A 25,345-nucleotide genomic window follows, 5' to 3' on the forward strand; every position below is an offset into this window, starting at 1 on the left:
AATAAAATGAAATTCGAAACCATCTCTGTCGTGGGTCTGGGTTATATCGGTTTGCCAACTGCCGCAGTCATCGCCAGCAACGGCATTCGTGTCGTGGGCGTGGATGTCAACCAGCATGCGGTCGACACCATCAACCAGGGCAAGATCCACATCGTTGAGCCGGGTCTGGAAGACCTGGTCAAGCAAGCCGTACAAGATGGCCATCTGAGTGCCCATACCAGCCCGCAGAAGGCCGATGCCTTCCTGATTGCCGTGCCGACCCCCTTCAAGGGCGAGGATCATGAGCCGGATCTGAAATATATCGAGAGTGCCTCCCGCGCCCTGGCCCCCATGCTGGAGAAAGGCAACCTGGTGGTACTGGAATCCACGTCGCCGGTCGGCGCCACCGAGCAGATGGCCAAATGGCTGGCGGAAGAGCGCAGCGATCTGACCTTCCCGCACACTGTGGCTGAGGGCCAGACCCCTGATATCTTTGTGGCGCACTGCCCGGAGCGGGTTCTGCCAGGTCAGGTGATCCGCGAGCTGGTGGAAAACGATCGCATCATCGGTGGCATGGACAAGGCCAGTACCGCCGCCGCCACCCAGGTCTACAAGATGTTTGTGAAAAAAGGGGAGTGCATCGCGACCGAAGCCCGCACCGCCGAGATGAGCAAGCTGACCGAGAATGCCTTCCGTGACGTCAATATCGCCTTTGCCAACGAACTGTCCCTCATCTGCGACAAGCAGGGCATCGATGTGTGGGAACTGATCTCCCTGGCCAACCGCCACCCCCGCGTCAATATCCTGCAGCCGGGTTGCGGCGTAGGCGGTCACTGCATCGCGGTCGACCCCTGGTTTATCGTCAACCAGAACCCGGATACCGCCAAGATCATCCACCAGGCGCGCCTTATCAACGACTACAAGCCGCACTATGTGGTGGAGCAGGTTGAACAGGCTGTCGCCGGGCTGAGCAATCCGAAAATTGCCTGTCTGGGGTTGGCGTTCAAGCCGGATATCGACGACCTGCGCGAAAGCCCGGCCCTGGATATCACCAAGACCCTGGCCAGCAATCCGGCCTATCAGATTCTGGCGGTGGAACCCAATATCGAGGCCCTGCCGCCAGTACTGGAAAATCGTAATAACGTTGCTCTCGCCACTCTCTCCGACGCTCTGCTGCAAGCTGATGTGCTCGTGATTTTGGTCAAGCACACGCAGTTCCTTGGTATAACCCAGCACGATACCAAGTCCTGCGAGATACTCGACTTCGTTAACGCCATCCAGTAACTAACTACGGGGCCATGTCAACATGGCCCCGTTGATATATATAAGAACATGAAAAAACAAAGAAAAAACCGAATAGCTAAGAAAAGCATGGCCGAGATATCCAAGGCAGATCTGGTAAAAAAACTGGATCTGACGGCAAGCGCGTCTGCAGAGAAAATCGACACACTTGAGGATGAAATACAAGCATCCCTTCACCAGCTACGTGAAGCTCGGCTCAAATACCGAAATGTGACCCAGCAAGTTTCTGATTATAAGGAAAAAGTCACCAACCTAGAAAAAGAATATGATGAGGCACGAGAACAACGGGATACTCTTCAGCAGCAACTTGCTCAGTTAAATCATCAAGTTGAACAACTCAATGGTCACCTTTTGACAAAAGACAGTGCATTGTCTGTCAATACGGCGGTGACACAATCGATTCAGTCTGAACAAGAACACATGAAGATGGAGTTCTTGCGCTCAAGACTCGCTCTTCATGAGATGAGGCAAGAGCTGGCCCGCGTTCATGGCGAGCTGGAAGAGCAACGGGTGAAAGCCGCCAAGCTAAAAAACACACTTTCCTATCAACTCGGTCATACGCTCATCTTTTCCACCAAGAGTTGGAAAGGTTTTTTCTCTTTGCCTCTAAAATTGTTGGCACTGAAGAAAATTGCCAAGGAGCGGCGTGGAATTACCATTCCTCCGAGTATGCTGTCCAAACCACTACCTGACACAACCAGTACCCACACCCGAGCCGATGTTATTCATCTCGAACGCGCCATCGAAAAACTGGTCCTTGATACCGGCGATGGAATCATTAATGCATTAAGGCGTCTCAAAATCGCCAGCATTATGGATGAATTTACCTATCTCTCCTACGAACCTGAATGCAATCTGCTTCAACTCACCCCGCAGAACTGGTTGACCGAGCTCGAGTCATTCCGCCCAGAAATGCTCATGATTGAGTCAGCCTGGCGCGGTAAAAATGATCTCTGGGGCAGTAAAGTCGGTCACATGAGCCAGGAAGTCGTCAGCATAGTTGAATGGTGCCGCAGCAACAATGTGCCCACTATTTTCTGGAATAAAGAGGATCCGGTTCATTTCGAGACTTTCCTTAATACTGCTAAGCTCTTTGACTATGTCTTTACGACAGATATCGACTGTATCAGCCGGTATAAGACTGCGCTTGGTCATGACCGTGTTTATTTCCTGCCATTTGCTGCTCAGCCAAAGGTTAACAATCCGATTGAGAAATATCAGCGTAAGGATGCATTCTGCTTTGCTGGTGCCTACTATGCCAAATATCCTGAGCGTACCCGTGACCTAGGTGATTTCTTGCTAAGCCTGCCCAGTTTCAAGCCAGTAGAAATATATGACAGAAACTATGGAAAGAATGATCCTAATTATAAGTTCCCGACAGAGTATCAACCCTTTATTGTCGGTACGCTCCCCTATAGCGAAATAGACAAGGCCTACAAGGGTTATTATTACTCGATCAATCTGAACTCGATCAAGCAGTCGCAGTCGATGTTTGCACGTCGAGTCTTCGAGTTGTTGGCATCCAACACTATCAGTGTCAGTAATTTCTCACGTGGGGTCAGAGCCATGTTTGGCGATCTGGTCTTTACGGGAGATTCGGGAAGCGAGCTGGTCAGGCGGTTAAAGCATGTCGCCGGGAATCCACTGAAAGTGAAGCAGCTACGGCTGATGGCCCTGCGCAAGGTCATGTTGGAACATACCTATCAGGATCGACTCGCGTACATCTATTCCAAGGTCAGCAGCACCCCACAGGAAAATATGCTTTCTGCAGTTTGCGTCACCGCCTATGCCAGAAGCATCGAAGAGTGCGTCACCCTGATGCAACACTTCACACGTCAAGAATATGAGAACAAGCGCCTCGTAATCGTTACACCGAACGGACTGGACACCTCCGGCCTTGCTCCCGAGGGCAATGTCACTCTGCTGAGTGCATCGGACGCTCAACAGCTCAGACTGCGCGAGGTGTGCGACGGGGCATGGCTGTCAGTCATGGTGGCAGAAGACTACTATGGCCCTCACTATCTGACTGACATCATCATTGCGACACGCTACACAGACGCTCAGGTCATTGGAAAGGGGTCGCTATACAAGGTTAAAAATGGTGAGCTGCAACTGAATCATGGTGAACGTATCTATCAGGAGATGGCCGTCCTGCCAGCACGTAGCAGCCTTGCGTTTGGCTCACTAATCCCCGAGGGAAACCTTCGCGAGTGGGTCACCAGCCTCTACACCTATCACTATGAAAATGCTCGCGCATTCTCGGTGGATGAATTCAACTACTGCATGAACGGTGCTGAGGAAGCAGAGCGCTTCGATGCGTTTAATGCCCCAACGCTGGCAACTGGTTATGGCTTGACCGAGCTCAACCAGATTGCCGAAAACTGCCAACCGTTCGAACGCAACGTCGATGAGCTGCCCGCGTTACAAGCAATCACTTTGAGCGAGTTGCTGGTACCTGCCAAGAACACCCAGGTTTCAGCCTTAATGGAAAACGGCCTGCTGACGTTCAGCTCTTCATTGTCCGACGGCAAACATGAGTATTGGTATGCCAAACGCGAGCACCATCTGTCAGAGCTCAATGTGCAAAATGACAAGCTGCGTCTGCATATGGAGACCACACCGGGACTGAACCTGCAATTTGTCCTCTTCTTTATGGACGGGAACAATGAGCGTCTCTCCCATGTGGTGAAACCTGCCAATCGCAATGTGGAAATAGCCATTCCACAGGGAACGGTATCGGTCAAGTTTGGCCTGCGGATCTATGCGGCTGGTTCGGCATCGCTCTCATCGCTCATTCTCGACTTCAAGCCACAGACTCCCTGTCAGCAACTGACATGCAACCCTTATCTGGTGATCACCAACAACTACCCCAGCTACAACGATCTCTACAAAAATGCCTTCGTTCACAGCCGTGTCAAGGCTTACAAGGAAGCCGGCGTTGCCTGCGATGTCTTCCGTTTTAAGGCCGATACAGCACTCTCCTATCATGAGTTTGAGGATATCGATGTCACCACGGGGGGCGCCGAAGCACTAGAGGTACAACTGCGACACGGTCGTTACAAGCACATCGTGATCCACTTTATCGATCGCGGGATTTGGGACGTTATCAAGCACCACTTGGACCGGGTGCGGGTGACCGTCTGGACCCATGGCGCAGATATTCAGTCCTACGAACGACGAGCCTTCCTCTATGAGACGCCCGAGCAACATGCCAAGGCGCAGACGTTGAGCGATGCGCGCCTCTCTCTGTGGCGAGAGATGCTCTGCCCCATGCACCCAAATCTGAAGATAGTGTTTGTGTCACGGTATTTGGCGGAAACATCCATGGCAGATCTGGGGATACAAATCCCGCCGCATCAATATGCAATCATCCATAACCCGATTGACACCGACTTCTTTGAATACAAACCCAAGCCTGCAGAGCAGAGAAAGAAAATTCTGTCCATCCGCCCCTACGCCTCCCGCGTATATGCCAACGATCTGATGGTCGAAGCGATTCTGGAACTGCAGAAATATGAGTTCTTTAAAGAGCTGGAGTTTAGAATCATCGGCGATGGCCCACTATTTGACGAGGTTCTCGCCCCCATCGTGGGACTGGATAACGTTATTATTGAACGCCGCTTTGTCAACCGTCATGAGATTAAGGCGCTGCACCAGCAATATGGGCTCTTTATGTGTCCCACTCGGATGGATACGCAAGGCGTATCCCGTGATGAAGCAATGTCATCCGGGCTGGTGCCACTCACTAATGCTGTAGCTGCTGTACCTGAGTTTGTTGATAATTCTTGTGCAGTGTTGTCTCACGACGATGACTATGAAGGAATTGTACGTGGCATTGTTGAGCTTTATGAAAATGAAGATATTTTTATCAAAAAAACAAATCTGGCACGGGAAAATGCATACATAAAGTGCAACGCAAGACACATAATAAATAATGAACTTTCGTTGCTAGAAACTCGTGAGGAACAATACCATCGTGGAATTTGAAAGCTTTAGTGTAGATAATATAAAAAAAGACTGCCTATATAACTCGAATGAAGTGACCATCTACAAGGAACTGAATGAAAAGGTAAGGATAGATTGTGTCTGCAACTTTAGAAAAGACAGCAAACATACTATTATATTCATGCCATCAGCCCAGCCCAAAAAAGATGAGATTCAGAATCCGATCTTCCATAGATGGTCTTGGAGTAAGTATCTAAAAGAACAGTCAATAATAACATTTAGCGATCCAAGTTTATATGGTGCTAAGCTACATGGCGGCTGGTTTATATCTGGCGATGAAAACATTGACTATATAGAGGAAATGGCAGTTTTTGCAAAGGAACTTCTAATAAAACTAAATTTAAGCGAAAACAAAATAATTATTTATGGATCATCAATGGGGGGGTTTGGTGCACTAATGCTATCGAGTAAAATCGAGAACTCCTACGCTATTGCTGAAGTCCCACAGTTAAATCTATTAAATTACCCATATAAATCATCTCTTCATGAAATAGAGAAAAATTCTATCAATAACAAACTAGAGAATTTTTATCTTAAGCATCCGGAGCGGATTGATGTTTACGAACGTTTCCTGAAAGAAAGCTATATTCCACCATTTACTATTCTCACAAATAGAGAAGACAATGAAATTCAAGAACATCTAGAATTCATTTCTAAGTTGACAAAAAATGGCAGGGCCTTTAATTTTTCTGGTGACATAAACATTTCAATAAATTCTAGATTTATTGGTCATCGCCCTTTGGATACATCTATAAGTGTTAGCATCATAAAAAGCAGGATTATTGAAGGCTGGAATGTTGTCAATAATCGCCTTGAGATTAATAAGAAAGCTCAATTATTTTTCTCAAATGAAATTAATGAAATACATAGTAGAATACCTGCATTTTTACCTCATAAACATGACTACAGAAACACCGAGTATATTCCAGATGGAGAATTTGCACATTTAAAGCACTATAGCATTAATGGTGCAGACCCTCACTCTGAAAACAAAGTAACTCAAGTGAATGGTGGTTTAAAAGCTTGGTCAGTTTGGCATAGTTCTGGAAGAACAGATGAAGAGCAACTTAACATTGCGAAATTTGTCGGCATGCAACTTGTCAATGCGCAACTTATATCTGGTGAAGTTCCACTAAACAAATATAATAGTGGCTATTATTCATATGATAAAGGCTGGATATCTGGCATACAGCTCAAAAATGTTGCGTTATGGGCTAGACTTTGGTCTATAGAAAATGACCGTGAAATAAAGTCCAAGCTGTACGATGCCATTTATGCCATGCTAAAGTGCTATCTCCGTCCAATCGCTGATGGTGGAGTAATTTCATCCTTGATTGATGTTGACAACACGTTATCAGATTTTCTACTACCACAAGAATATCCAATTCCTGGCAAATCGAAACAACGACATGTTCTAAATGGTGCTCAATTCGCTGTTCTATCTATTCTTGATGCTGCGATTATTCTTGACGATGTGGACTTGAAAGCTAAAGCGATTAAGTATGAAGAAGCACTATTCGAGGTGGCAAATCTTGCAACTTGGGATGGTGGTGAGAATGTTGTCACCTCATATGGACTTGAGTACTATACTGGTTTAAGTGAAAAGCCGCTCTTGAGCAACGCTCCTTATCATATAACTCATTGTGTGTTGGGTGCTATTCTCTACAAAGCTTTTAGTAGAGAAAGCTGGTTGACATTGACAGACAAATGGATAAGTTCAATACAATAAGAACAATAAAACGACATGTGGTAGGGGTAACCCTATCACTTTTTCAAGGAAACTCATGATAAACATTATAACGCCTTTTTATCATGCAAGTAATCGTGGGGAGATAAGTTCTTCTATCACGAGATTGAGTAATGCCATCAGTTCATTATCTCCCTATGAACAAGAAAGTATATATATAACAAGTAATATTAAAGAAATCCTCTCTAAGCATGGGATAGTGAGTCGCGTTCTTAATTTTAACCGTGGAGATTTTTCTCCTGGCGTTGCACGGAACGAAGCAATTAAATCATGTGGTTCTAAATATATTTTTATCTTTGATGCTGACCTAATGAGCCAAGCGTCGCTAATAATACACATACAGTCATTGCTCAGTCAGCCCGATTATTGTAGGCCTCCATTCTTCGAAATGTACCCCTGCCTCTATCTGACCAAAGAAGAGACGGAGCGGTTTGACGGGGATTTTCAGGGCTGTCTGGAGTCCTTCTTACGTGGTGAAAACCACAGGGTGGAGGGCATCGCCCTGGCCAGCAGTTGCCTGCTGATGAACCGCGAGTGGTTCTTGCAGCTGGGGGGCTTTGACGAGCAGTTTGTCGGCCATGGCGGCGAAGATCTGGAGCTGATAGACCGGCTCACCCGCCACTATCCCATCGGACCGAGGCCAGATGACTATGCCCTCAATATCAAGGCCCAGCATCCGGGAGATTATCAGGGCTTTCGCCGCTATTTCAGCTACTATGCCCTCCCCCACCTGTTTGCCGGTCGCTTCCTGGTGCATCAATGGCACCCGCGCCCCCTGACGCACCCTTATCACAAGCGACGGGCGGGCAATGATCAGTTGCTGGAACAGATGCTGTCACGCAGCGAGGCTGAGCGAGGCCCCCTGAAGGGGCCCGTGGTGCCCTGCAATGACCTCAATGGCGAGCTGCCGGACTTTCGGGAGTGGATGATCCGCCTGCAAGAAGAGGCGGGGTATCCCGTCAGCGAGTACCCGGGGCTGTTACGTTGGCAGGATGGGATCACGCTCAGGCGCCCGCTGTGGCGCAAAGTTCGCAAGCTGTACCTCAACCCACGGGCTTTTTTCAGAGACATGTTCAAACCCACATCTCGCTGAATCTTATTATTTGAGCAACTTGTATGACTCTATGGACTCAATCCGGCGGCATTCTAGCCCGCAGCGCCCAGATCAGCACCTGCCTTGACCAGCCATTGGCACGCCTTGTCTCCCCTGATTCCCCCCAGGCTGGCGATGTGCTGGTTGGCTGGGGCCAGAAGGCCAATGCCCGCCAGATCAAGCAGCAGGCACAAGATCTGGGCCTGCCCTATTGGCAACTGGAAGATGGCTTTATCGGCTATATCGGCCATCCGGCCAAGGGCGGCAAGGCGGTGTCCCTTATCGCCGATCCTGTCGGTATCTATTACGATGCCCGCCAGCCCAGCCAGCTTGAACAGCTGATCGCCACCCCCTGTGACGCCGCCATGCTGACGCGAGCCGAGCGGCTTGTCCATGAGCTGGTGCGCCTTGGGGTCACCAAATACAACTGCTATGCCGGGCGACCCACTTCTCTCTCTTCTTGTTCGGCGACCAACCTGACGGCGAAGGATGTCGCCGGGCTGCCTGTGGCGCTGGCCCAGCGCCTGCTGCAAGATGGCAGGCCCTGCGTCTTGCTGGTGGATCAGGTGGCCGGGGATCTCTCCATTCCCGGCGCCCTGGCCAGCGAGGCGGATTTTATCGCCATGGTAGAGACGGCGCGCCGCAATCATCCCGATGCCCGCCTCTTGCTTCGCACCCACCCGGATACCCGCTTTGGCAAGAAGAGTGGCGTGCTGGCCAGATTGAAACTGAGGGATGTAGAGATCGTTGCCGACCATTGTCATCCCCATGCCCTGCTCAACCTGGTGGACGCCGTTTACACGGTGTCATCCCAGCTCGGCTTCGAGGCGCTGCTGCTCGGCAAATCGGTGTATTGCTTCGGCATGCCGTTTTATGCGGGTTGGGGTCTGACCCAGGACAGCAAACCGTGCGAACGCCGCAACGTTCAGGTGTCACTGGCCCAACTGGTGGCGGCGGCGCTGATCTGCTATCCCCGCTATCTGGATCCCGTGCTTGGCCAACGCTGCGAGGTGGAAGAGGTGATCGCCATCATCGCCCGTCAGCAGAAGGCCGCCCCCCGCTGGCGCAGGCTCTATCTGGTGGGGTTCTCCTTGTGGAAGCGCGCCTTTATGCAGGCCTTCTGCCGGCCCCTGGCCGAGGAACTCTGCTTTGTGCGCAAGCCGCCAAAACGGCTGACCGGTGACGAGCAGGTGCTGGTGTGGGGCAGTCGTTACCCCGAGCTCACCTCGGCCATTCGGGTGGAAGATGGCTTTATCCGCTCCAAGGGGCTTGGCTCCAACCTGTGTCGCCCCTCTTCCCTGTCGCTGGATCCGGTCGGGATCTATTTCGACAGCCGCAGCCCCAGCGGGCTCGAGCAGTTGCTCAATTACCAGGAGCTGACCCAGTCACAGCTCGACCGGGGTGAGCAACTGCTCACCCTGCTGCGCGAAAACAAGGTGAGCAAATACAATGTCGGCGCCCCGGCGCACTTCACGCCCCCCGCCGATGGCCGTCCCCTGGTGCTGGTGGTGGGTCAGGTGGATGGGGATGCCTCCATCCTGACCGGCAGCCCGACCATTCGCAGCAACGAGCAGTTGCTGTGGGCGGTGCGCGCCGCCAAGCCAGAGGCCCACATCCTCTACAAACCCCACCCGGATGTGGTGGCGGGCAATCGGGCCGGGGCCATTTCTGCGGCCTGCCTGGCGGAGTGCGTGGACAGCCAGGTGCTGGATATCGGCCTGACCAGCCTCTATCCCCACGTGGACGAGCTGCACACCATGACTTCCCTGAGCGGCTTCGAGGCGCTGGTGCAAGGGGTCAAGGTGACGACCTGGGGCCAGCCCTTCTACAGCGGCTGGGGGCTGACCACGGATGCCCATCCCCCGGCCCGGCGCCAGCGCTCACTCCCCCTGGCGGCACTGGTCTATCTGACTCTGGTGGCCTATCCGCTCTATATCGATTGGCAGAGCGGACTCTGGATAAGTCCGGAGCAGTTGATCCGCCAACTGGCCACACAAGGCCAATCATCCGGCCACAAGTCGAGCCGCTGGCAGCGCTGGCAAGTCAAGCTGAGTTATCTGGCACAGACCCTGCTGCAACGCCCCTCCCTTCCCCAGTTGATGAGATAAGTCGTACATGAAGATTTTGCTGCTGCAAGGACCGCTGGGCCCCTTCTTTCAGACCCTCAGCCAGGCGCTTTCCGACGCCGGCCACGAGGTCTACAAGATCCACTTCAACGGGGGGGATGAGTGCTGGCGCTGCGTGGGCCATAGCGAACGCTTCACCGGCAAGCCGGATACCTGGAACACCTTCTTTCGCCGCTTCATCAAGCGCCATGGCATCGACAGCCTCATCTGTTACGGTGATTGCCGTTACTACCATCAGCAGGCCATCCGTATCTGCAAGCTGAAAAAAATCCGTGTCTGGGCCATGGAGGAGGGCTATCTGCGTCCCGACTTCGTGACCCTGGAGCAAGGGGGCGTCAATGCCTTCAGCCCGCTCTATGCCAAGCGTGATTCGCTGGTCGAGATGACGTGGCCAGCGCCTTATGAGGCGCCGCTGAAGGTGGGCAAGACCTTCGCCCGCCGGGCCTGGTATGCCAGCCGCTACCACATCAACAAGAACCTGTTGCGCTGGCGCTACCCCCATTTCGTCAATCACAGGCCCTGGAGTCTCTATCAGGAGGCCAGGGGCTGGGTGGCTGGGGGGGTGGTGAAGTGGAAGCACAGATGGAGCGACCACTCCCTGCTCAAGGCCCTGCCCCGGCACAAGGGACATATCTTCTTCGTGCCGCTGCAGGTCACCGAAGACTTTCAGATCCGGGAGCATTCGGATTTGAGCGGGGTGGAAGAGATGGTCGCCCAGGTGATGAACTCCTTCGCCGAGCACGCCCGCCGCGAGGATGTGTTGCTGTTCAAGCACCACCCCATGGATCGGGGCTATGTCAGCTATCAGCCCCAGATCAACCGCCTGGTGACGCTGCTCGGGCTGGAAGGGCGGGTGTTCTATGGCTATGAGCTGCCACTGCCCACCCTCTATCCGCTGCTCAAGGGGGTCATCACCATCAACAGCACGGTGGGCCTCTCCGCCCTGCTGCACCAGGTGCCAACCTTCTGCATGGGGCGGGCCCTCTACGACCTGCCAGGGCTCACCACCCGGGGCACGCTGGCGAAGTTCTGGCACAAGCAGAGTCCGGTTTGCAGCGAGACCTTCGAGCGGATGCGCCAGTCATTACTGCATCTGACCCAGCTCAATGCCAGCTTCTACCGTCATCTGGACATGGGGGCCATGGCCGTGGTGGAGAAGATCCAGCAGCACAATGTGCAGGCCCTCTCTGCCCAGAAGAGTAAACGCGCGGCAACACCTTCCGGCGTTGTCGGGGCCTTCGCCATCCTGAGTGCATTTTGCCTCCTGACCGAGGAGATGCTCACTCCGGTGACCATGCTCTAGCTCATGCCGAGCAAGAAAAAGCCCGCGACTGCGGGCTTTTTTGTCTCTGGCTTTTGTATCAGGTCAGACGCTGCGGGGACGCAGGTGGGCGTGCCAGCGGGCCTCCCACTTCTTGAACAGCCATACGATGGCGAAGGTGAGCAGCATGTAGAGCAGACCGGCGGTCAGGAACGCCTCGAATGGGCTGTAGTAGCGGGAGTTGATGATCCGCGCAGCACCGGTCAGGTCGACGATGGTGATGATGCCCGCCACCGCCGAGCCCTGCAGCATGAAGATCACCTCGTTGCTGTAGGCGGGCAGCGCACGGCGAAACGAGTTGGGCAGTATGATGCGGGTGAGGGTCTGCCAGCGGCTCATGCCAAACGCATTGGCCGCCTCGATCTGTCCCTTTGGCATGTTCAGCACGGCGCCGCGCACTATCTCGGCGGTGTAGGCACCGGTGTTGAGGGTAAACGCCAGCAGGGCGCAGAACCAGGCCTCGGAGAAGAGCGCCCAGGCGGGGCCGTTTTTCAGCCACTCCCACTGGGCGGCGCCGTAGTAGATGATGAACAGCTGCACCAGCAGCGGAGTGCCGCGGAAGAAATAGATATAAGCCCAGATCGGCCCCTTGATCAGCCAGTTGCGGCTGTTACGCAAAATGCCCATGGGCACCGCCAGCATGAGGCCGAGCATGAGGGACACCGCCACCAGCCAGATGGTGGTGTAGAAACCCTCCCAGTAGGTGGGCCACTCCGTGAGAATGATCGAGAAATCCATGGCTTACCTCATCTTGATCGTGATGTAGATACGCTCGGCACTGACACCGCGACGATCACAGTAAACGAACGACTGCATTGAATACGACATGGCTTACCTCGTCTTGATGGCGTAGTGACGCTCGGCCCACTTGAGCGCCGAGGTGGAGACTGCGGTGAAGATCAGGAAGATCAGCGCCACCGCCATGTAGAAGGTGAAGGGCTGCTGGGTCGAGCCCGCCGCCAGCGACGCCTTGCGCACCATGTCATCGAGCCCGATGATGGAGACCAGCGCCGTGGTTTTCAGCAGTACCAGCCAGTTGTTGCCAAACCCCGGCAGGGCGTGACGCATCATCTGGGGGAAGAGGATCCGCACAAACACCTGGGTCGCCCGCATGCCAAAGGCGCGCGCCGCCTCGAGCTCCCCTTTGTCCACCGCCAGGATGGCGCCGCGGAAGGTCTCGGTCATGTAGGCACCGAAGATGAAGCCGATGGTGGCGACCCCAGCCGCAAACGGGCTGATGTCGATATAATCCGGTAGCAGGGAGACCCACTCCTGGCTCGGGTTGCTCTCCAGCAGGTAGTTGTTGTAGGCCTCGTTGACCCAGCTGCAGATCCCGTTGATCAGCACCTGGCCGCCGAAGAACAGCAGCATCATCAGCACCAGATCCGGGATGCCGCGAATGACGGTGGTGTAGGCGGTCGCGATGCCGCGCGCCCACTTGTAGGGGGAAAGCTTGGCCAGCGCTCCCAGCATGCCCAGCAGCAGCGCCAGCAGCAGAGAGGCCAATGCCACCTCCAGGGTGACCCAGGCCCCCTCCAGCAGGGAGGTTTCGTATCCTTTCAAATCAAACATATGCGGCTCCATTGCAACGCATTGAGCGGGATCGCCCGTCCCAATATCCTTTCAAACCAAACACATGCAGCTCCATTGCAACTAAGCGGGCCCATCGCTCCCTTGCGAGAGACAACGGGCCCGGTGACTACAGACGAGGGTCAACCTGTCGTGATGATTCGCCGCAATCCCTTCGGCGGCTACCCGGGGTAGCGCGCCTGGGGGTTACTCGCCGTACACGTCGAAATCAAAGTACTTGTCGTTGATTTCCTTGTACTTGCCGTTGGCGCGCAGGGCCAGGATGGCGGCATTGAATTTCTCTTTCAGATCCTTGTCTGCCTTGCGTACCGCGATGCCGGCACCCTCGCCAAACCACTTGGGATCGGTCAGTTTCGGGCCGACGAACTCGTAGGCATCGCCACCCTCTTTCTTCAGCAGGCCATCGCTGATGGCGGCGGAGTCGGCCATCACGTAGTCAACCCGGCCGGATTTCAGATCGAGATAGGCTTCGTCTGCGGTGCCGTAGCGCTTGATGGTGGCGTTGGGGAAGTTGTCGGTGATGTAGGTGTCCATGGAGGTGGCGCGCTGCACGGCGATGGTCTTGCCATCCATGAAGGCCTTGTCGAGCTGCACGTCAGTGCCTTTCTTGGCGGCGAAGCGGGCCGGAATGTGCTGGTACTTCTGGGTGAAGTCCACCTTCTTCTTGCGCTCTTCGGTGATGTCCATGGTGGCGATGATGGCGTCATACTTGCGCGACAGCAGCGCCGGAATGATGCCGTCCCAGTCCTGCTTGACCAGGGTGCACTTCACCTTCATCTCTTCGCACAGGGCGTTGGCGATGTCGATGTCAAAGCCTTTCACCTCGCCGCTCGGCTCGGTCCAGGAGAAGGGAGGATAGGCACCTTCCACCCCGATCCGCACCTCTTTCCACTCCTTGGCCATCAGGCTACCGGAACACAGGGCCGTCATCACGGCAGTCGCCAGCATCAGCTTGTTCATGTATCTCTCCTTGATAAACACGTCGATCATTGAAAACGCAGATTGTTGAAAATACAGCTCGACCATCAATAGATGGAAGAGATGAATTGCTTGAATCGCTCCGACTTGGGATGGGCGAAGATCTCCTTGGGATTGCCCTCCTCCTCCACCCGCCCCTGATGCAGGAACATGACCTTGTTGGAGACGTCACGGGCAAACGACATCTCGTGGGTGACCACCAGCATGGTGCGCCCCTCCTCGGCCAGCTCGCGCATCAGGCCGAGCACCTCCCCCACCAGTTCGGGATCGAGCGCCGAGGTGGGTTCATCGAACAGCATCACCTCGGGATCCACCGCCAGCGCCCGGGCAATGGCCGCCCGCTGCTGCTGGCCGCCGGAGAGATGACCGGGGTAGTAGTCGCGCCGCTCCCACAGACCCACCCGGTTGAGCAGCAGCTCCGCCTTGGCGATGGCCTCGGCACGGGGCACCTTGAGCACCTGGATGGGCACCTCGATGATGTTCTGCATGATGGTCATGTGCGACCAGAGGTTGAAGCTCTGGAACACCATGGCCAGGCGGCTGCGGATCCGCTCCACCTGACGCATATCCTCAGGCAGGCGCTCACCGGCCCGATTGCTTTTCATGCGGATCAGTTCGCCATGGAGGGAAACCGTGCCGGAAGAGGGGGTTTCCAGCAGATTGATACAGCGTAGAAAGGTCGACTTCCCCGAACCCGAGGAGCCGATCAGGGAAATCACATCCCCCTTGTGGGCCGTCATATCGATGCCCTTGAGCACTTCGTGGGTGCCAAAATACTTGTGCAGTTCACGAACTTCCAGTGCGGCAACGTCGCTCATCCATTACAACCTTGTCTGTCCCTAGACGCCGCTACGGCGTGATCCCACCATCGTCAATTTAACAAAACGTTAACCGATGGCAACCTTCAGCGAAAATATCATTCAGGTAGTCAAAAAACAATACAGAACCGAGGTATTTAGTGTTTTATCTGTATTTTTATTGGCCTCATCGGTATTTTTCAGCACTTTGTCTGCATAAAATCCATTTTCAGTCGGTTCTCGGATACCGCACTTTTATACCTGCAACGCCCTACTGGCAAGAATATTCCACTATCCACACCAGATGTCACCCAAAACGACTTTATTCATCCTTCTCTGGTGAAGCCATCGCACAATTATATGAGGATGGAATTGATTTTACTGGTGATGCTCCCCCGTTTCACACAGCCAGTCCATTCCGCCAGTCATCGAAAAAACATAACAATGTGATAAAAAAGCCCCGTCTGGGGCATTCAAATACACGGATATGTGACACAGATGCAACAAGTCGTGATAAGGTGCCGTTTTTACCAGTTTTGTGACCGAGGCCCCAATGTTGCTGAATGTGTTGCTGATCCTGTTACCACTGGCCATCGGCTATCTTGTTCCCCTCTCCAGTCAGCGGCTCATCAAGCTGGTCAATCAATCGCTGGGCAAGATGGTCTATCTCATCCTGTTCCTGATGGGGCTGGGGCTCGCCTATGTGGAGAACCTCGGCAGCAACCTGGCGGTGATCTTCAAGGTGGCCGGGGTGATGCTGGCCGCCATCACCGTCTGCAACCTGCTGGCGCTCTGGTGGCTGGACAGGCGTAGTCCGCCCACCCATGAGGCGAGCGACGGCAAGATGCCGAGCAAGCTGCACCTCTTGTGGGAGTCTCTCCAGCTCTGCTTCGTGGTGCTCGGCGGCGTGCTGCTGGGGCTGCTGGTGGACTTGCGCGCCCTGCCCATTGACAAGTGGAGCGAGTGGGCGCTGATGTTGCTGCTGCTGCTCATCGGCATCCAGATGCGCAACTCCGGCATGCGCCTGCGCCAGATCCTGCTCAACCCCTGGGGCATGAAGATAGCCGCCACCGTCATCCTCAGCAGCTGGCTCGGCAGCCTGCTGGCCTCACAGCTGTTGGGCATGCCCTTTGCCCACGGGCTGGCCATGAGCTCCAGCTTCGGCTGGTATTCGCTCTCCGGCATCCTGGTGGCCGACAAGCTGGGGCCAGTGCTCGGCTCCGCCGCCTTCATCAACGATCTGGGGCGCGAGCTCATCGCCATCCTCCTCATTCCGGTGCTGATGCGTCGCCACCCCTCCGCCGCCATCGGTTACGGCGGCGCCACCGCGCTCGACTTCACCCTGCCGGTGATCCAGAAATCCGGCGGCATCCAGGTGGTGCCGGTGGCCATCGTCTCGGGCTTTATCCTGAGCCTGCTCGGCCCCATCCTGATACTGGGCTTCCTCGCTATCTGAGCCTGGTACGACCCCAGGTGGAAAAAAGCCCGGCAGCAGTGCCGGGCTTTCTGTTTACTGACGGACGCACACTGTCTTCAAGCCCGCCACTGACCGCCGCTCATCACCCGCTGGATGGCCAGCGTATTCGGGTCGATAAGCAGCAGATCCGCATCCAGCCCCACTCCTATCGCCCCCTTGCCCGCCAGCCCCAGGGCCCGCGCCGGATTGGCCGTGACCGCCCCGAGGGCGACCTCGAGCGACACCCCGAGGGCGCAGGCGCGGACGCACTCCTGCCACAGGCTGGCAATCTGGCCGCAGCGCATCTCCACAAGGCGCCCCTCGCTATCAAAGCGCGGCAGGCTGGCGTTGGCATCCGAGCTGAAGCTGATGCGATCGGCGAGCACCCCGACGGCCAGCAATAGTCCTCTCTAAAGGGAGCCTTCAGCTCATATTCTGGTTCAATTGAGGTCACTTTTACTGATTCTGATTGCCCTTGCTGTAATTGAAGCTGACACGCCACCATCAGATAAGATGTGTACAGAGTACTCAGGAATAATGTCACTCGATGTACCTGCCATAGCAGCAGTGCCAGCGGAAGCCTCTCCGCCGATATCAAATACCCAGAGACCCTCTTTTAGTTTTTCCATGATGTTTTGTGACGACACTAAAACTAAAGCCTTATAGGAACGAGCCCCCCAACCAGCGCCCAGATCAAAACGCTGAACACGATAAAAAGTAGGTTTATTTTCTGCTTTCATGAAAAGCACCCCCTCGCCGCCACCTACTCCAACAGCAGGAATTTTTGTTACTTTCATGTCGACAACCATATAAGCTAACGATTCATCGAATGCTTTAGTGAGTCTTTCATCCCGCTCGAGCAACTGCGTAATAGTGTTGCGTGCCATGTCATTAATGCTCTGTTGCTTTATACTCTTTTGTTCATCATTTAAATGGCTGCAACCTGCAACCATTAACATAATAAAAATCAATGCACACCGATTTGTTTTCAACATACTCTCCCACGACAACGCAGAAATACGGACACCTTCATATAACGAAATCTATTGAAATTTATAAATATGAATAATCAGCATACGATGGTTAATATAACTGTTAGACACCTCTAACATTATAATTATTGTTCCGTCGAAGCTCCGCCCAATATAAATAAAGCTTGGTCATCATGGCTCTGCCTACCATCGATAGTCCAGCATCATGACCATGCTGGTTCGTTCAGGACCAACACTGAGCTCTGTCACTACGCCATAATGGCGGGCCAGATTCCAGTTCAGCCCAACCACACCTGCCCATTCATTTTCGTTTTCAGAAGAAATACTGTAAGCGACATTGTATCCAAACGGCTCATTCTGCTGCGTAAATCCCTTCACTTTCATATAAGAAAAACCAACAAAAGGGCTGACCAACCCCAGATTGTTGAGGTGAAATGAACGACCAATTCGCGGGCTAATCAGGAGAGCTACACTTTCGGTTCGCTTATCATCAGTTTCCGACCTGGTATAACTGATCGGCAGAACACCAAAATACTGACCGAAACCAGCGGTAAAATTCGTACTTACCCCATAATTCCAACCTGAGAAATCTGGCGAAAAATGAATCGGCTTGATACCCGGCTTAATATGATTAAACACCGAATCCGGGATGGTGACTTCCAGGTCAGAGCTTCCATCAAAACGTCCGGCATGTACGCCGACCTGCATAAACGGTAGAACCCACGAGCTGAGTTTCAGTTGCCATGTCTGGGTATTGCTTTCTGGATGACCAAAATCGATCTCATCCAGATTTAAACGATCAAAGTCGATATCCGGACGACTGGGGATTGCCAGCTTCAGGCCGGAAAAACCAATCCCCTGTTGCATATAAGTAGGCACAATGGAAAAGGAGAAGGGTAGAGGTAAATCAAATCCAAGCTCAATCGCCTTCTGCGCATAGAAAGGTAATGCATGTTCCCACTTGCGATTCAGCCTCTGCTGGTTTGACTGACTTGACCGAGTTATAGATGGGCGTACATCTGCAGGGATGGTGGCATTCCGCTCAGCTTTGCGCAAAGCTCTGATCTGTTTGCGACTCTCATTGAGGTCTACCTCATCTGAGGATGAAAACTCAGTAGCCGACGCTATCGATAAGGTTAGAAACAGAAATATAAAAAGCAAAACATGCATACTTCTCATCTTTATTAACATTGACTGGCCAGCTATACTAACAACAAATGAATCACCAAATCTTAATAATTGGCATTTTGGTTATATTTTTGACGATTAAATTTACCAGTGAACTTTTTCCACCGTTTTTATCCTTTTAGCGTGTAAAAATATCATCCTAATTAGCTACTATTAAAATCTCCGTAATTTAAAATAATTACAGCCATATATCACCTCCATGAATACGTAGGATGTTCCCTGCATATCACGTCATTTGGAGGGAATATGGCTCACCTTATCGAGACCATAGCCTACACCGGCCAAACACCCGGGCATGACTTCGGCAATCTGTTACCCCCGCGGCAATCTCTCAACATCTGGCTCCAGGCCGCCTGGCATGGACTGGACCGTTGAACAAAGCGAGGTCAAGTTCAACGTCAAGTTGCCCCGCTCGACACAATTTGATGCAGCGGCAGTGAAGGCCTCGCTGGGAGTGGGCTGTCCCATTGGGATGAGTTCAAAACCCAGATTCAGGCGCTGGCGGCACGCCCCTGCTCCCCGAGGAAGCATTGCGTTTCTTCAGTGACTTGCTGCACAACCACGGAATGAAGACAGTATTATCCTCACGCGCCCAGTACAGCGGCTGAACGAGTGTAGTGATCTAATCATCCCGAACACCGTTTTAGGTGCCACCGTTACCTAAGGTGTTCAATGGCAAAACAACGTCGCTCATTCACTGCCAAGTTCAAGCAGGAAGTGGCATCCAGATGGTGCCGGTGGCCATCGTCTCGGGCTTCATTCTGAGCCCGCTCGGCCCCATCCTGATACTGGCATTCCTCGCTATCTGAGCCTGGTGCGACCCCAGGTGGAAAAAAGCCCGGCAGCAGTGCCGGGCTTTCTGTTTACTGACGGGCGCATACTGGCTTCAAGCCCGCCACTGGCCGCCGCTCATCACCCGCTGGATGGCCAGCGTATTCGGGTCGATAAGCAGCAGATCCGCATCCTGCCCCACCGCTATCGCTCCCTTGCCTGCCAGCCCTAGGGCCCGCGCCGGATTGGCCGTGACCACCCCCAAGGCGACCTCGAGCGACACCCCGAGGGCGCAGGCGCGGACGCACTCCTGCCACAGGCTGGCAATCTGGCCGCAGCGCAACTCGATGAGGCGCCCCTCGCTATCAAAGCGCGGCAGGCTGGCGTTGGCATCCGAGCTGAAGCTGATGCGATCGGCAGGCACATCGGATTCCAGCAGCGCCACCAGCGCCTCTGCCGCCAGTTGCTCGCCATCGTCCAGCAGCTCGGGGAAGCTCGAGGTGGTGAGATCGACCCAGCCCCCCGCCCGGCCCCAGTCGATGGCCTCGGCAAACAGCCAGGGGTTGCGGTTGCAGTGGGTGGGATAGAGCTGACGCAGGGGAATGTCGGTGCCATCGCGCAGGGCCCGCAGCGGCGCCAGCGCCCCGCGGCCGTCCCCGACGTGGAAGAAGCTTACCCCGCTCTTGCCCGCGAGCAGCCCGGCCACCCGCGCCTCGCTCACCAGCCGTGCCAGCTCGTCATGAGTCGGCGCACTGGATCTGTGATCGCTGATGGCCAGCTCCCCCACCCCCAGCACCTCGGGGATCAGCATGATGTCCGACTCCACAGACCCGGTGAGGGTCTTGACCGGCAGGTGATAGGAGCCGGTATACATGTAAGCGCTCACCCCGGCGGCGCGAAACTCGCGCACCTTGCCAAGCACCTGGGCCGGGGTGCGGGTCAGGCTGTCGGTGCCAAGCGCCGCCACCAGCGTGGTGACCCCCGCACTCAGCGCCTCTCTTGCCGCCAGCTCTGGGGTGCGAAAGGCAAAGCCCCCCTCCCCACCGCCCCCGGTGATGTGGGCCAGGGGATCCACCAACCCGGGCACCAGATAGCGGCCACGGCCGTCGACACGCACCAGCGGCCAGTCAGGGGGAACCGTCAGCCCCTTTCCCAGCCAGGCGATGCGGCCATCGGCCACCAGCAGATCCTGCTGGCCGAGCGGGACCGGGCTATGAATTTCCGCACCCTCGATCAGGGTCAACATGGGGTATCTCCTTGCTTCATCACCTCTTGCTGCGAAAAAAGAGAGGGAGCAAGCTCCCTCCCCCCATCAGCCACCATAAATATCGTACTTGAAGTACTTCTGGTTGATCTCCTGATACTTGCCATTGGCACGCAGGGTTTTGATCGCCTCGTCCAACTTGGCCTTGAGATCCTGATCGCCCTTGCGTACCGCAATCCCCATGCCGTCACCAAACCACTGGCGATCGGTCAGGGCCGGCCCCACATACTCGAACTTGTCCCCGCCCGCCTTGCTGAGCAGCCCCTGATCGATGGCCGAAGCATCGGCCAGCAAGGCGAGCACCCGACCCGCCTTCAGATCGAGATAGGCTTCATCGGCATTGCCGTAGCGCACTATGGTGACATCGGAGCCAAAGTTGTCCGTCAGGTACTTGTCGTGGGTGGTGGCACGCTGCACACCTATGCGCTTGCCTGCCATCCCCGACGGGGTCAGCGCCAGCTCGGTGCCTTTGACCGCCACGAAGCGATTGGGGATATGGGCATATTTCTCGGTGAAATCCACCTTCTTGCGCCGCTCGTCGGTGATCGACATGGCGGCGATGATCGCATCGTATTTGCGCGACAACAGGGCCGGGATCATGCCGTCCCAATCCTGCGCCACCAGCTCGCACTTGACGGCCATCTGATGGCACAGGGCATTGGCGAGATCGATGTCAAAGCCCTTGATCTCCCCCGAGGCATCGGTCCAGGAGAAGGGAGGATAGGCGCCTTCCACACCGAAACGCACGGTTTTCCACTCCTTGGCCGTGACGGGAGTGGTGAGCAAGCAGGCAGCAAACAGGGCTGACAGGGTCAGTTTGGTATTCATCATGAGTACTCCATTACATAGAAAGCGCACAGGCGCGGTCAAGGCATCGCAAACATGGGCAAGCGATGGCCAACAAACGGCAAAACGCGGATGAGCGAGATCACGCCCCCGTGGGTATCAATGATCGGCAGACGTCAGTGATCGGCGGGCGTCAATGAACTGCTCCGGGGCCTCGACTTATTCGTCGAACCACTCGGAGAGGTAGAAAGGCTTGAAGTAGAAGGCCAGAAAAAAGCCTCTGGCTTTGCGCATCATGATGGTTTGTCGTGTCCTGTGACAAAGATGTCCGCCACCTTAGCACGCCCAAAATTTGCCCCGCAAGGGGGCGTTGCAGGTCCGTTGCAAAAACCCGGACCATGGTCAACAGAAGGTGGATCCGCTAGGCTCGGAGCACCTTGTCATCGATCTGCACACGACCCTGATCCCATGAATTACCTGGCGCACCTTCACCTGGCGGCCCACACCCGAAGCTCCCTCACTGGCAACCTGCTGGGAGACTTCGTCAAGGGGCCGCTGCCCACGGGTCTCGAGCCCCACTTCGATGAGGGGATCTGGCTGCACCGCAAGATAGATGCCTTCACCGATGCCCACCCCGAGCACAGGGCGGCGGTCGCCTGCTTCGAGGCCCCCTGGCGCCGCTTTGGCGGCATCCTGGTGGACATGCTCTACGACCACTGGCTGAGTCGCCACTGGCAGCAATTCAGCCCGCAACCCCTGCCCCGCTTCCTGCAACAGAGCTATGGTCAACTGCTGGCGGATCATCACCGTCTGCCGGAGGGCCTGCCGGTGCCCCTCAGGCGGATGGCCGAGCAGGACTGGATCGCCTCATACCGGCACCGGGAGGGGCTGGGTCAGGCCCTCAACGGCATCGGCCGCCGCCTGCGTCGCCCCCTGTTGCTGGGAGAGGCACTCCATACCCTGGATGAGGGCCGCTGGCACGAGTGTGAACGGGGGTTTCTGCGCTTCTATCCCGCGTTGATCTGCTTCAGTGAGCGGCAGCTCGCCCACTACCGCACCACCAGAGATCCTCAAGGACCCCCAGGTTAGATGCCCTGATCCTGTTTCAGACAAGGCTGGCGGGGCAAGGGAGGAAACGAAAGCTGGATCAGATTGGGTCTTTTGTGGCACCCAAAAAGGGAGGAGACTGGCGATGCCGCTCAGCCCGGGCTCAGGCTGAACGGGCGCGGCTGGGCTAGACTCAGCCCCCTCAAGACCCAAGGAGACCTCTTCATGTCATTGCGATTATTCTGTAGCGCCCTGTGCGGCGCCCTCCTGGCCGGTAGCGCCGTTCACGCCACCGAGCCGGTTCATGCAGCCATCTTGTTTGAAAACGTGCGTATCTTCGATGGCAAGGGGAGTGTCCTCAGCGCCCCCTCCTCCGTCCTGGTGGAAGGCAACCAGATCACCAGGATCAGCCAAGGCGGCATCAAGGTGAAAGGCGAGGTGCAGCGTATCGACGGCCAGGGCAAGACTCTAATGCCGGGCCTCATCGACGCCCATACCCACCTGATGTTCGCCACCCTGCCGCAGATTGCCGTGCTGACCAACGACGTCACCTTCACCACGGTGGCGGCAACCAGGGCGGCCAACGACATGCTGATGCGCGGCTTCACCAGTGCCCGTGATCTCGGCGGCCCCGTGTTCGGCCTCAAGAAGGGGATCGACATGGGGTTGATCAATGGACCGCGTATCTGGCCGGCCGGCGCCATGATCTCCCAGTCCGGTGGCCACGGCGACTTCCGCCTGCCCAACGAACTGCCGGCACTGGCGGGACAATACTCCTTCGGCGAGCGGGCCAACGCGGCCATGGTTGCCGACAGTCCGGATGCCGTGCGCCAGCGCACCCGCGAGCAACTCGCCCTCGGCGCCTCCCAGATCAAGGTGATGGCCGGTGGCGGTGTGGCCTCCAACTATGATCCCATCGATGTGACCCAGTACACGGTGCCGGAGATCCGCGCCGCGGTGGAGGCCGCCGACAACTGGGGCACCTATGTGACCGTGCACGCCTATACCCCGAAAGCGGTGCGCCAGGCCATCGAGGCAGGCGTCAAGTGCATCGACCACGGTCAGATGCTCGACGAGGACACTGCCAGACTGATGGCCGAGAAGGGGGTCTGGTGGAGCCTGCAACCCTTCACCGACGATCGCAAGTCCCCCTTCCCGGAGGGCTCGGCCAACCGTCTGAAACAGCTTGAGATGTACAAGGGCACCGACCACGCCTATGCCATGGCCAAGAAGTACGGCATCAAGACCGCGTTCGGTACCGACGCCCTGTTCAGCGCCCAGGCCGCCGCCAGTCAGGGCACCATGCTGGCCAAGATGGGCACCTGGTATACCCCGGCCGAGGTGCTGAGGATGGCCACCCATGACAACGCCGAGCTGCTGGCCCTCTCCGGCCCGCGCAGCCCCTACCCGGGCAGGCTGGGCGTGGTGGAGGCCGGGGCACTGGCCGATCTGCTGCTGATCGACGGTGACCCGCTCAAGGATCTCTCCCTGGTGGCCGATCCGGCCAAGCACTTCAAGGTGATCATGAAGGACGGCAAGATCTACAAGAACACGCACTGACCTCCCTGGATGACAAAAAGGCCCCGAAAGGGGCCTTTTTGATGGGAGCTACACGACTGCCAGCGGCAGCGCGGCTCAGCGATCTTCCTTCTTCTTGCGAATGCTCAGGCCCAGCTCACGACCGCGCAGGCGGGCGTAATAGATGGTGCCGACGAAGGCCAGAGTGGTGAACACCAGCTCCACCACCGCCAGCCACCGCTCCCCTTCATCCGTGGTGATCAGGGTGAGGGCGTGGAGGAAGTAGGGCATCAGCACGAAGTTGCCCCAGGCATGGGTGTAAGGGTTGCCCTGCACTATCCCCTTGAGGGGGAAGAGCAGCGGCACCGTCCAGATCACCGGCAGCAGCCAGGGATTGAGATCCGGATGGGGTGACAGCCACAGATGCCAGAGGATGACCCAGCCCAGCAGACCGAAGAAGCCGACCAGGGTCAGCAGACGGGCGAAGCGGGTGCTCACTTGAGGATCTCCAGCACCTGCTCGGGCGGACGGCCGATGCGGGCCTGACCATTCTTGATGACGATGGGGCGTTCGATAAGCTTCGGATGCTGGTGCATGGCGCGAATGAGGGCATCGCCGCTCATCTCGGCCAGCCCCAGCTCCTTGTAAAGATCTTCCTTGGTGCGCATCAGCTGGCGCGGATCGCGAAAGCCGAGCTGGCTCAACAGGGTGCGGATATCATCTTCGCTCGGCGCCTGTTCCAGATAGAGCACCACCTCCGGGGCTATTCCGTGCTGTTCCAGCAAGGCCAGGGTTTCACGGCTCTTGGAGCAGCGCGGGTTGTGATAGATTTGGGTCTCGCTCATGGTAACTCCCTGATATTGCAAGATGGGACAACAAATGGCGCTATTGTAGGGGAAACGGATGGGCAGGGTAAGCGGGAAGGATATGGAAATGAAACGAATCTGTTGGCTGATTGTGGCGACCCTGCTGGGGGCCTGCAGCCCGGCGCCCGACTTCACCGACGAGACGGGCAAGAGCATCAGCCTGAGCGCCCTGGCGGGCAAGCCGCTGCTGGTCAACTACTTCGCCCCCTGGTGCGCCCCCTGTCTACGGGAGATGCCCCTGCTCGCGGCGCTGCACCGGGAGGGGCGGATTGGAGTGATCGCCATCAACTATGATCCCGCCTCCCCCGGTGAGCTGGCCGAGCTGGCCCGGCGCCATCAGATAGCCGTCCCCCTGATGGTGCCCCTCGATGAAGCCAGCCTCCCCTTCCCCAGACCCGGCGCGCTGCCCACCAGCTACCTGCTCGATGGCGAGGGCCGGTTGCAGGAGACACTGGTGGGAGAGATAGATGAACACAGGCTCGCCGACCTCAGAGCCTGGGCTGCAGCACAGCCCTGATG

General features: G+C 55.7%; 20 protein-coding genes and 1 pseudogene. 10 read left to right on the forward strand and 11 right to left on the reverse strand.

The annotated features are described in order from the left end of the window. The first annotated feature begins 6 nt into the window (after positions 1–6). The 6 genes from wecC to KW824_RS03065 are packed head-to-tail and all read left to right on the forward strand — an operon-like array spanning position 7 to position 11,555. On the forward strand, positions 7–1,263 hold the full coding sequence (gene wecC, locus KW824_RS03040; RefSeq protein WP_218408868.1) for a UDP-N-acetyl-D-mannosamine dehydrogenase: 1,257 nt from the start codon (positions 7–9) through the stop codon (positions 1,261–1,263). Between the two features lie 48 nt (positions 1,264–1,311). Next, positions 1,312–5,268: a glycosyltransferase gene (locus tag KW824_RS03045; protein ID WP_218408869.1), complete on the forward strand. Its 3,957-nt coding sequence runs from the start codon at positions 1,312–1,314 to the stop codon at positions 5,266–5,268. Continuing rightward, on the forward strand, positions 5,258–7,015 hold the full coding sequence (locus tag KW824_RS21190; RefSeq protein WP_218408870.1) for a D-glucuronyl C5-epimerase family protein: 1,758 nt from the start codon (positions 5,258–5,260) through the stop codon (positions 7,013–7,015). Before KW824_RS03045 ends, KW824_RS21190 begins: the two co-directional genes overlap by 11 nt. A gap of 55 nt (positions 7,016–7,070) precedes the next feature. After that, positions 7,071–8,126: a galactosyltransferase-related protein gene (locus tag KW824_RS03055; protein WP_256351232.1), complete on the forward strand. Its 1,056-nt coding sequence runs from the start codon at positions 7,071–7,073 to the stop codon at positions 8,124–8,126. A 23-nt stretch (positions 8,127–8,149) separates the two neighbouring features. Beyond that, a complete protein-coding gene (locus KW824_RS03060) occupies positions 8,150–10,234 on the forward strand; it encodes a capsular polysaccharide biosynthesis protein (protein ID WP_218408871.1) in 2,085 nt (694 codons plus the stop codon). 7 nt (positions 10,235–10,241) lie between these two features. Then, positions 10,242–11,555 carry a capsule biosynthesis protein gene (locus tag KW824_RS03065; RefSeq protein WP_218408872.1) on the forward strand — a complete coding sequence of 438 codons (1,314 nt, stop codon included), beginning with the start codon at positions 10,242–10,244 and terminating at the stop codon, positions 11,553–11,555. A 63-nt stretch (positions 11,556–11,618) separates the two neighbouring features. Here KW824_RS03065 and KW824_RS03070 read toward each other — a convergent pair whose 3' ends face one another. The 4 genes from KW824_RS03070 to KW824_RS03085 form a co-directional block, all read right to left on the reverse strand. Further along, positions 11,619–12,311, reverse strand: a complete 693-nt coding sequence (locus KW824_RS03070; protein ID WP_043130022.1) for an ABC transporter permease — start codon at positions 12,309–12,311, stop codon at positions 11,619–11,621. Positions 12,312–12,404: 93 nt separating this feature from the next. Beyond that, positions 12,405–13,145 (reverse strand): ABC transporter permease, encoded by a 741-nt coding sequence (locus KW824_RS03075; RefSeq protein ID WP_005332892.1) that lies wholly within the window; start codon positions 13,143–13,145, stop codon positions 12,405–12,407. Between the two features lie 204 nt (positions 13,146–13,349). Beyond that, positions 13,350–14,123 (reverse strand): ABC transporter substrate-binding protein, encoded by a 774-nt coding sequence (locus tag KW824_RS03080; protein ID WP_041206090.1) that lies wholly within the window; start codon positions 14,121–14,123, stop codon positions 13,350–13,352. 65 nt (positions 14,124–14,188) lie between these two features. After that, positions 14,189–14,959 carry an ABC transporter ATP-binding protein gene (locus KW824_RS03085; protein ID WP_005332890.1) on the reverse strand — a complete coding sequence of 257 codons (771 nt, stop codon included), beginning with the start codon at positions 14,957–14,959 and terminating at the stop codon, positions 14,189–14,191. 532 nt (positions 14,960–15,491) lie between these two features. Here KW824_RS03085 and KW824_RS03090 point away from each other — a divergent pair. Then, complete coding sequence (locus tag KW824_RS03090) at positions 15,492–16,394, forward strand: lysine exporter LysO family protein (protein ID WP_043130023.1); 903 nt, start codon at positions 15,492–15,494, stop codon at positions 16,392–16,394. A gap of 77 nt (positions 16,395–16,471) precedes the next feature. Here KW824_RS03090 and KW824_RS03095 read toward each other — a convergent pair. From KW824_RS03095 to KW824_RS03115, 5 genes and pseudogenes are all read right to left on the reverse strand, one after another. After that, positions 16,472–16,795: pseudogene (locus KW824_RS03095) on the reverse strand (amidohydrolase family protein); the annotation flags it as partial. Between the two features lie 39 nt (positions 16,796–16,834). Next, positions 16,835–17,389 carry a hypothetical protein gene (locus KW824_RS03100; RefSeq protein WP_218408874.1) on the reverse strand — a complete coding sequence of 185 codons (555 nt, stop codon included), beginning with the start codon at positions 17,387–17,389 and terminating at the stop codon, positions 16,835–16,837. A 180-nt stretch (positions 17,390–17,569) separates the two neighbouring features. After that, entirely contained in the window at positions 17,570–18,565 is a 996-nt protein-coding gene (locus KW824_RS03105) for an autotransporter outer membrane beta-barrel domain-containing protein (RefSeq protein WP_218408875.1), read from the reverse strand. Between the two features lie 895 nt (positions 18,566–19,460). Continuing rightward, positions 19,461–20,591: a beta-aspartyl-peptidase gene (iadA, locus tag KW824_RS03110; RefSeq protein ID WP_218408876.1), complete on the reverse strand. Its 1,131-nt coding sequence runs from the start codon at positions 20,589–20,591 to the stop codon at positions 19,461–19,463. A gap of 66 nt (positions 20,592–20,657) precedes the next feature. Then, complete coding sequence (locus KW824_RS03115; RefSeq protein WP_371316590.1) at positions 20,658–21,437, reverse strand: ABC transporter substrate-binding protein; 780 nt, start codon at positions 21,435–21,437, stop codon at positions 20,658–20,660. Positions 21,438–21,863: 426 nt separating this feature from the next. On the opposite strand from KW824_RS03115, the gene KW824_RS03120 reads away from it, so the two are divergent. Both KW824_RS03120 and KW824_RS03125 read left to right on the forward strand, forming a co-directional pair. Next, positions 21,864–22,484, forward strand: coding sequence for an ACP phosphodiesterase (locus KW824_RS03120; RefSeq protein WP_218408878.1), 621 nt, complete (start codon positions 21,864–21,866; stop codon positions 22,482–22,484). Between the two features lie 183 nt (positions 22,485–22,667). Then, positions 22,668–24,002 carry an amidohydrolase family protein gene (locus KW824_RS03125; protein ID WP_218408879.1) on the forward strand — a complete coding sequence of 445 codons (1,335 nt, stop codon included), beginning with the start codon at positions 22,668–22,670 and terminating at the stop codon, positions 24,000–24,002. 75 nt (positions 24,003–24,077) lie between these two features. Here the strand turns inward: KW824_RS03125 and KW824_RS03130 are convergent, their stop codons facing one another. Both KW824_RS03130 and arsC read right to left on the reverse strand, forming a co-directional pair. Continuing rightward, entirely contained in the window at positions 24,078–24,458 is a 381-nt protein-coding gene (locus tag KW824_RS03130) for a DUF2069 domain-containing protein (RefSeq protein ID WP_043130029.1), read from the reverse strand. Then, positions 24,455–24,805, reverse strand: coding sequence for an arsenate reductase (glutaredoxin) (gene arsC, locus KW824_RS03135; protein ID WP_218408880.1), 351 nt, complete (start codon positions 24,803–24,805; stop codon positions 24,455–24,457). Before arsC ends, KW824_RS03130 begins: the two co-directional genes overlap by 4 nt. A gap of 58 nt (positions 24,806–24,863) precedes the next feature. Here arsC and KW824_RS03140 point away from each other — a divergent pair, with 58 nt between their 5' ends. Next, positions 24,864–25,343 carry a TlpA disulfide reductase family protein gene (locus KW824_RS03140; RefSeq protein ID WP_042648265.1) on the forward strand — a complete coding sequence of 160 codons (480 nt, stop codon included), beginning with the start codon at positions 24,864–24,866 and terminating at the stop codon, positions 25,341–25,343. Positions 25,344–25,345 lie beyond the last annotated feature (2 nt).

Source organism: Aeromonas sp. sif0611, assembly GCF_019218845.1.
GTDB classification, from domain to species: domain Bacteria; phylum Pseudomonadota; class Gammaproteobacteria; order Enterobacterales; family Aeromonadaceae; genus Aeromonas; species Aeromonas media.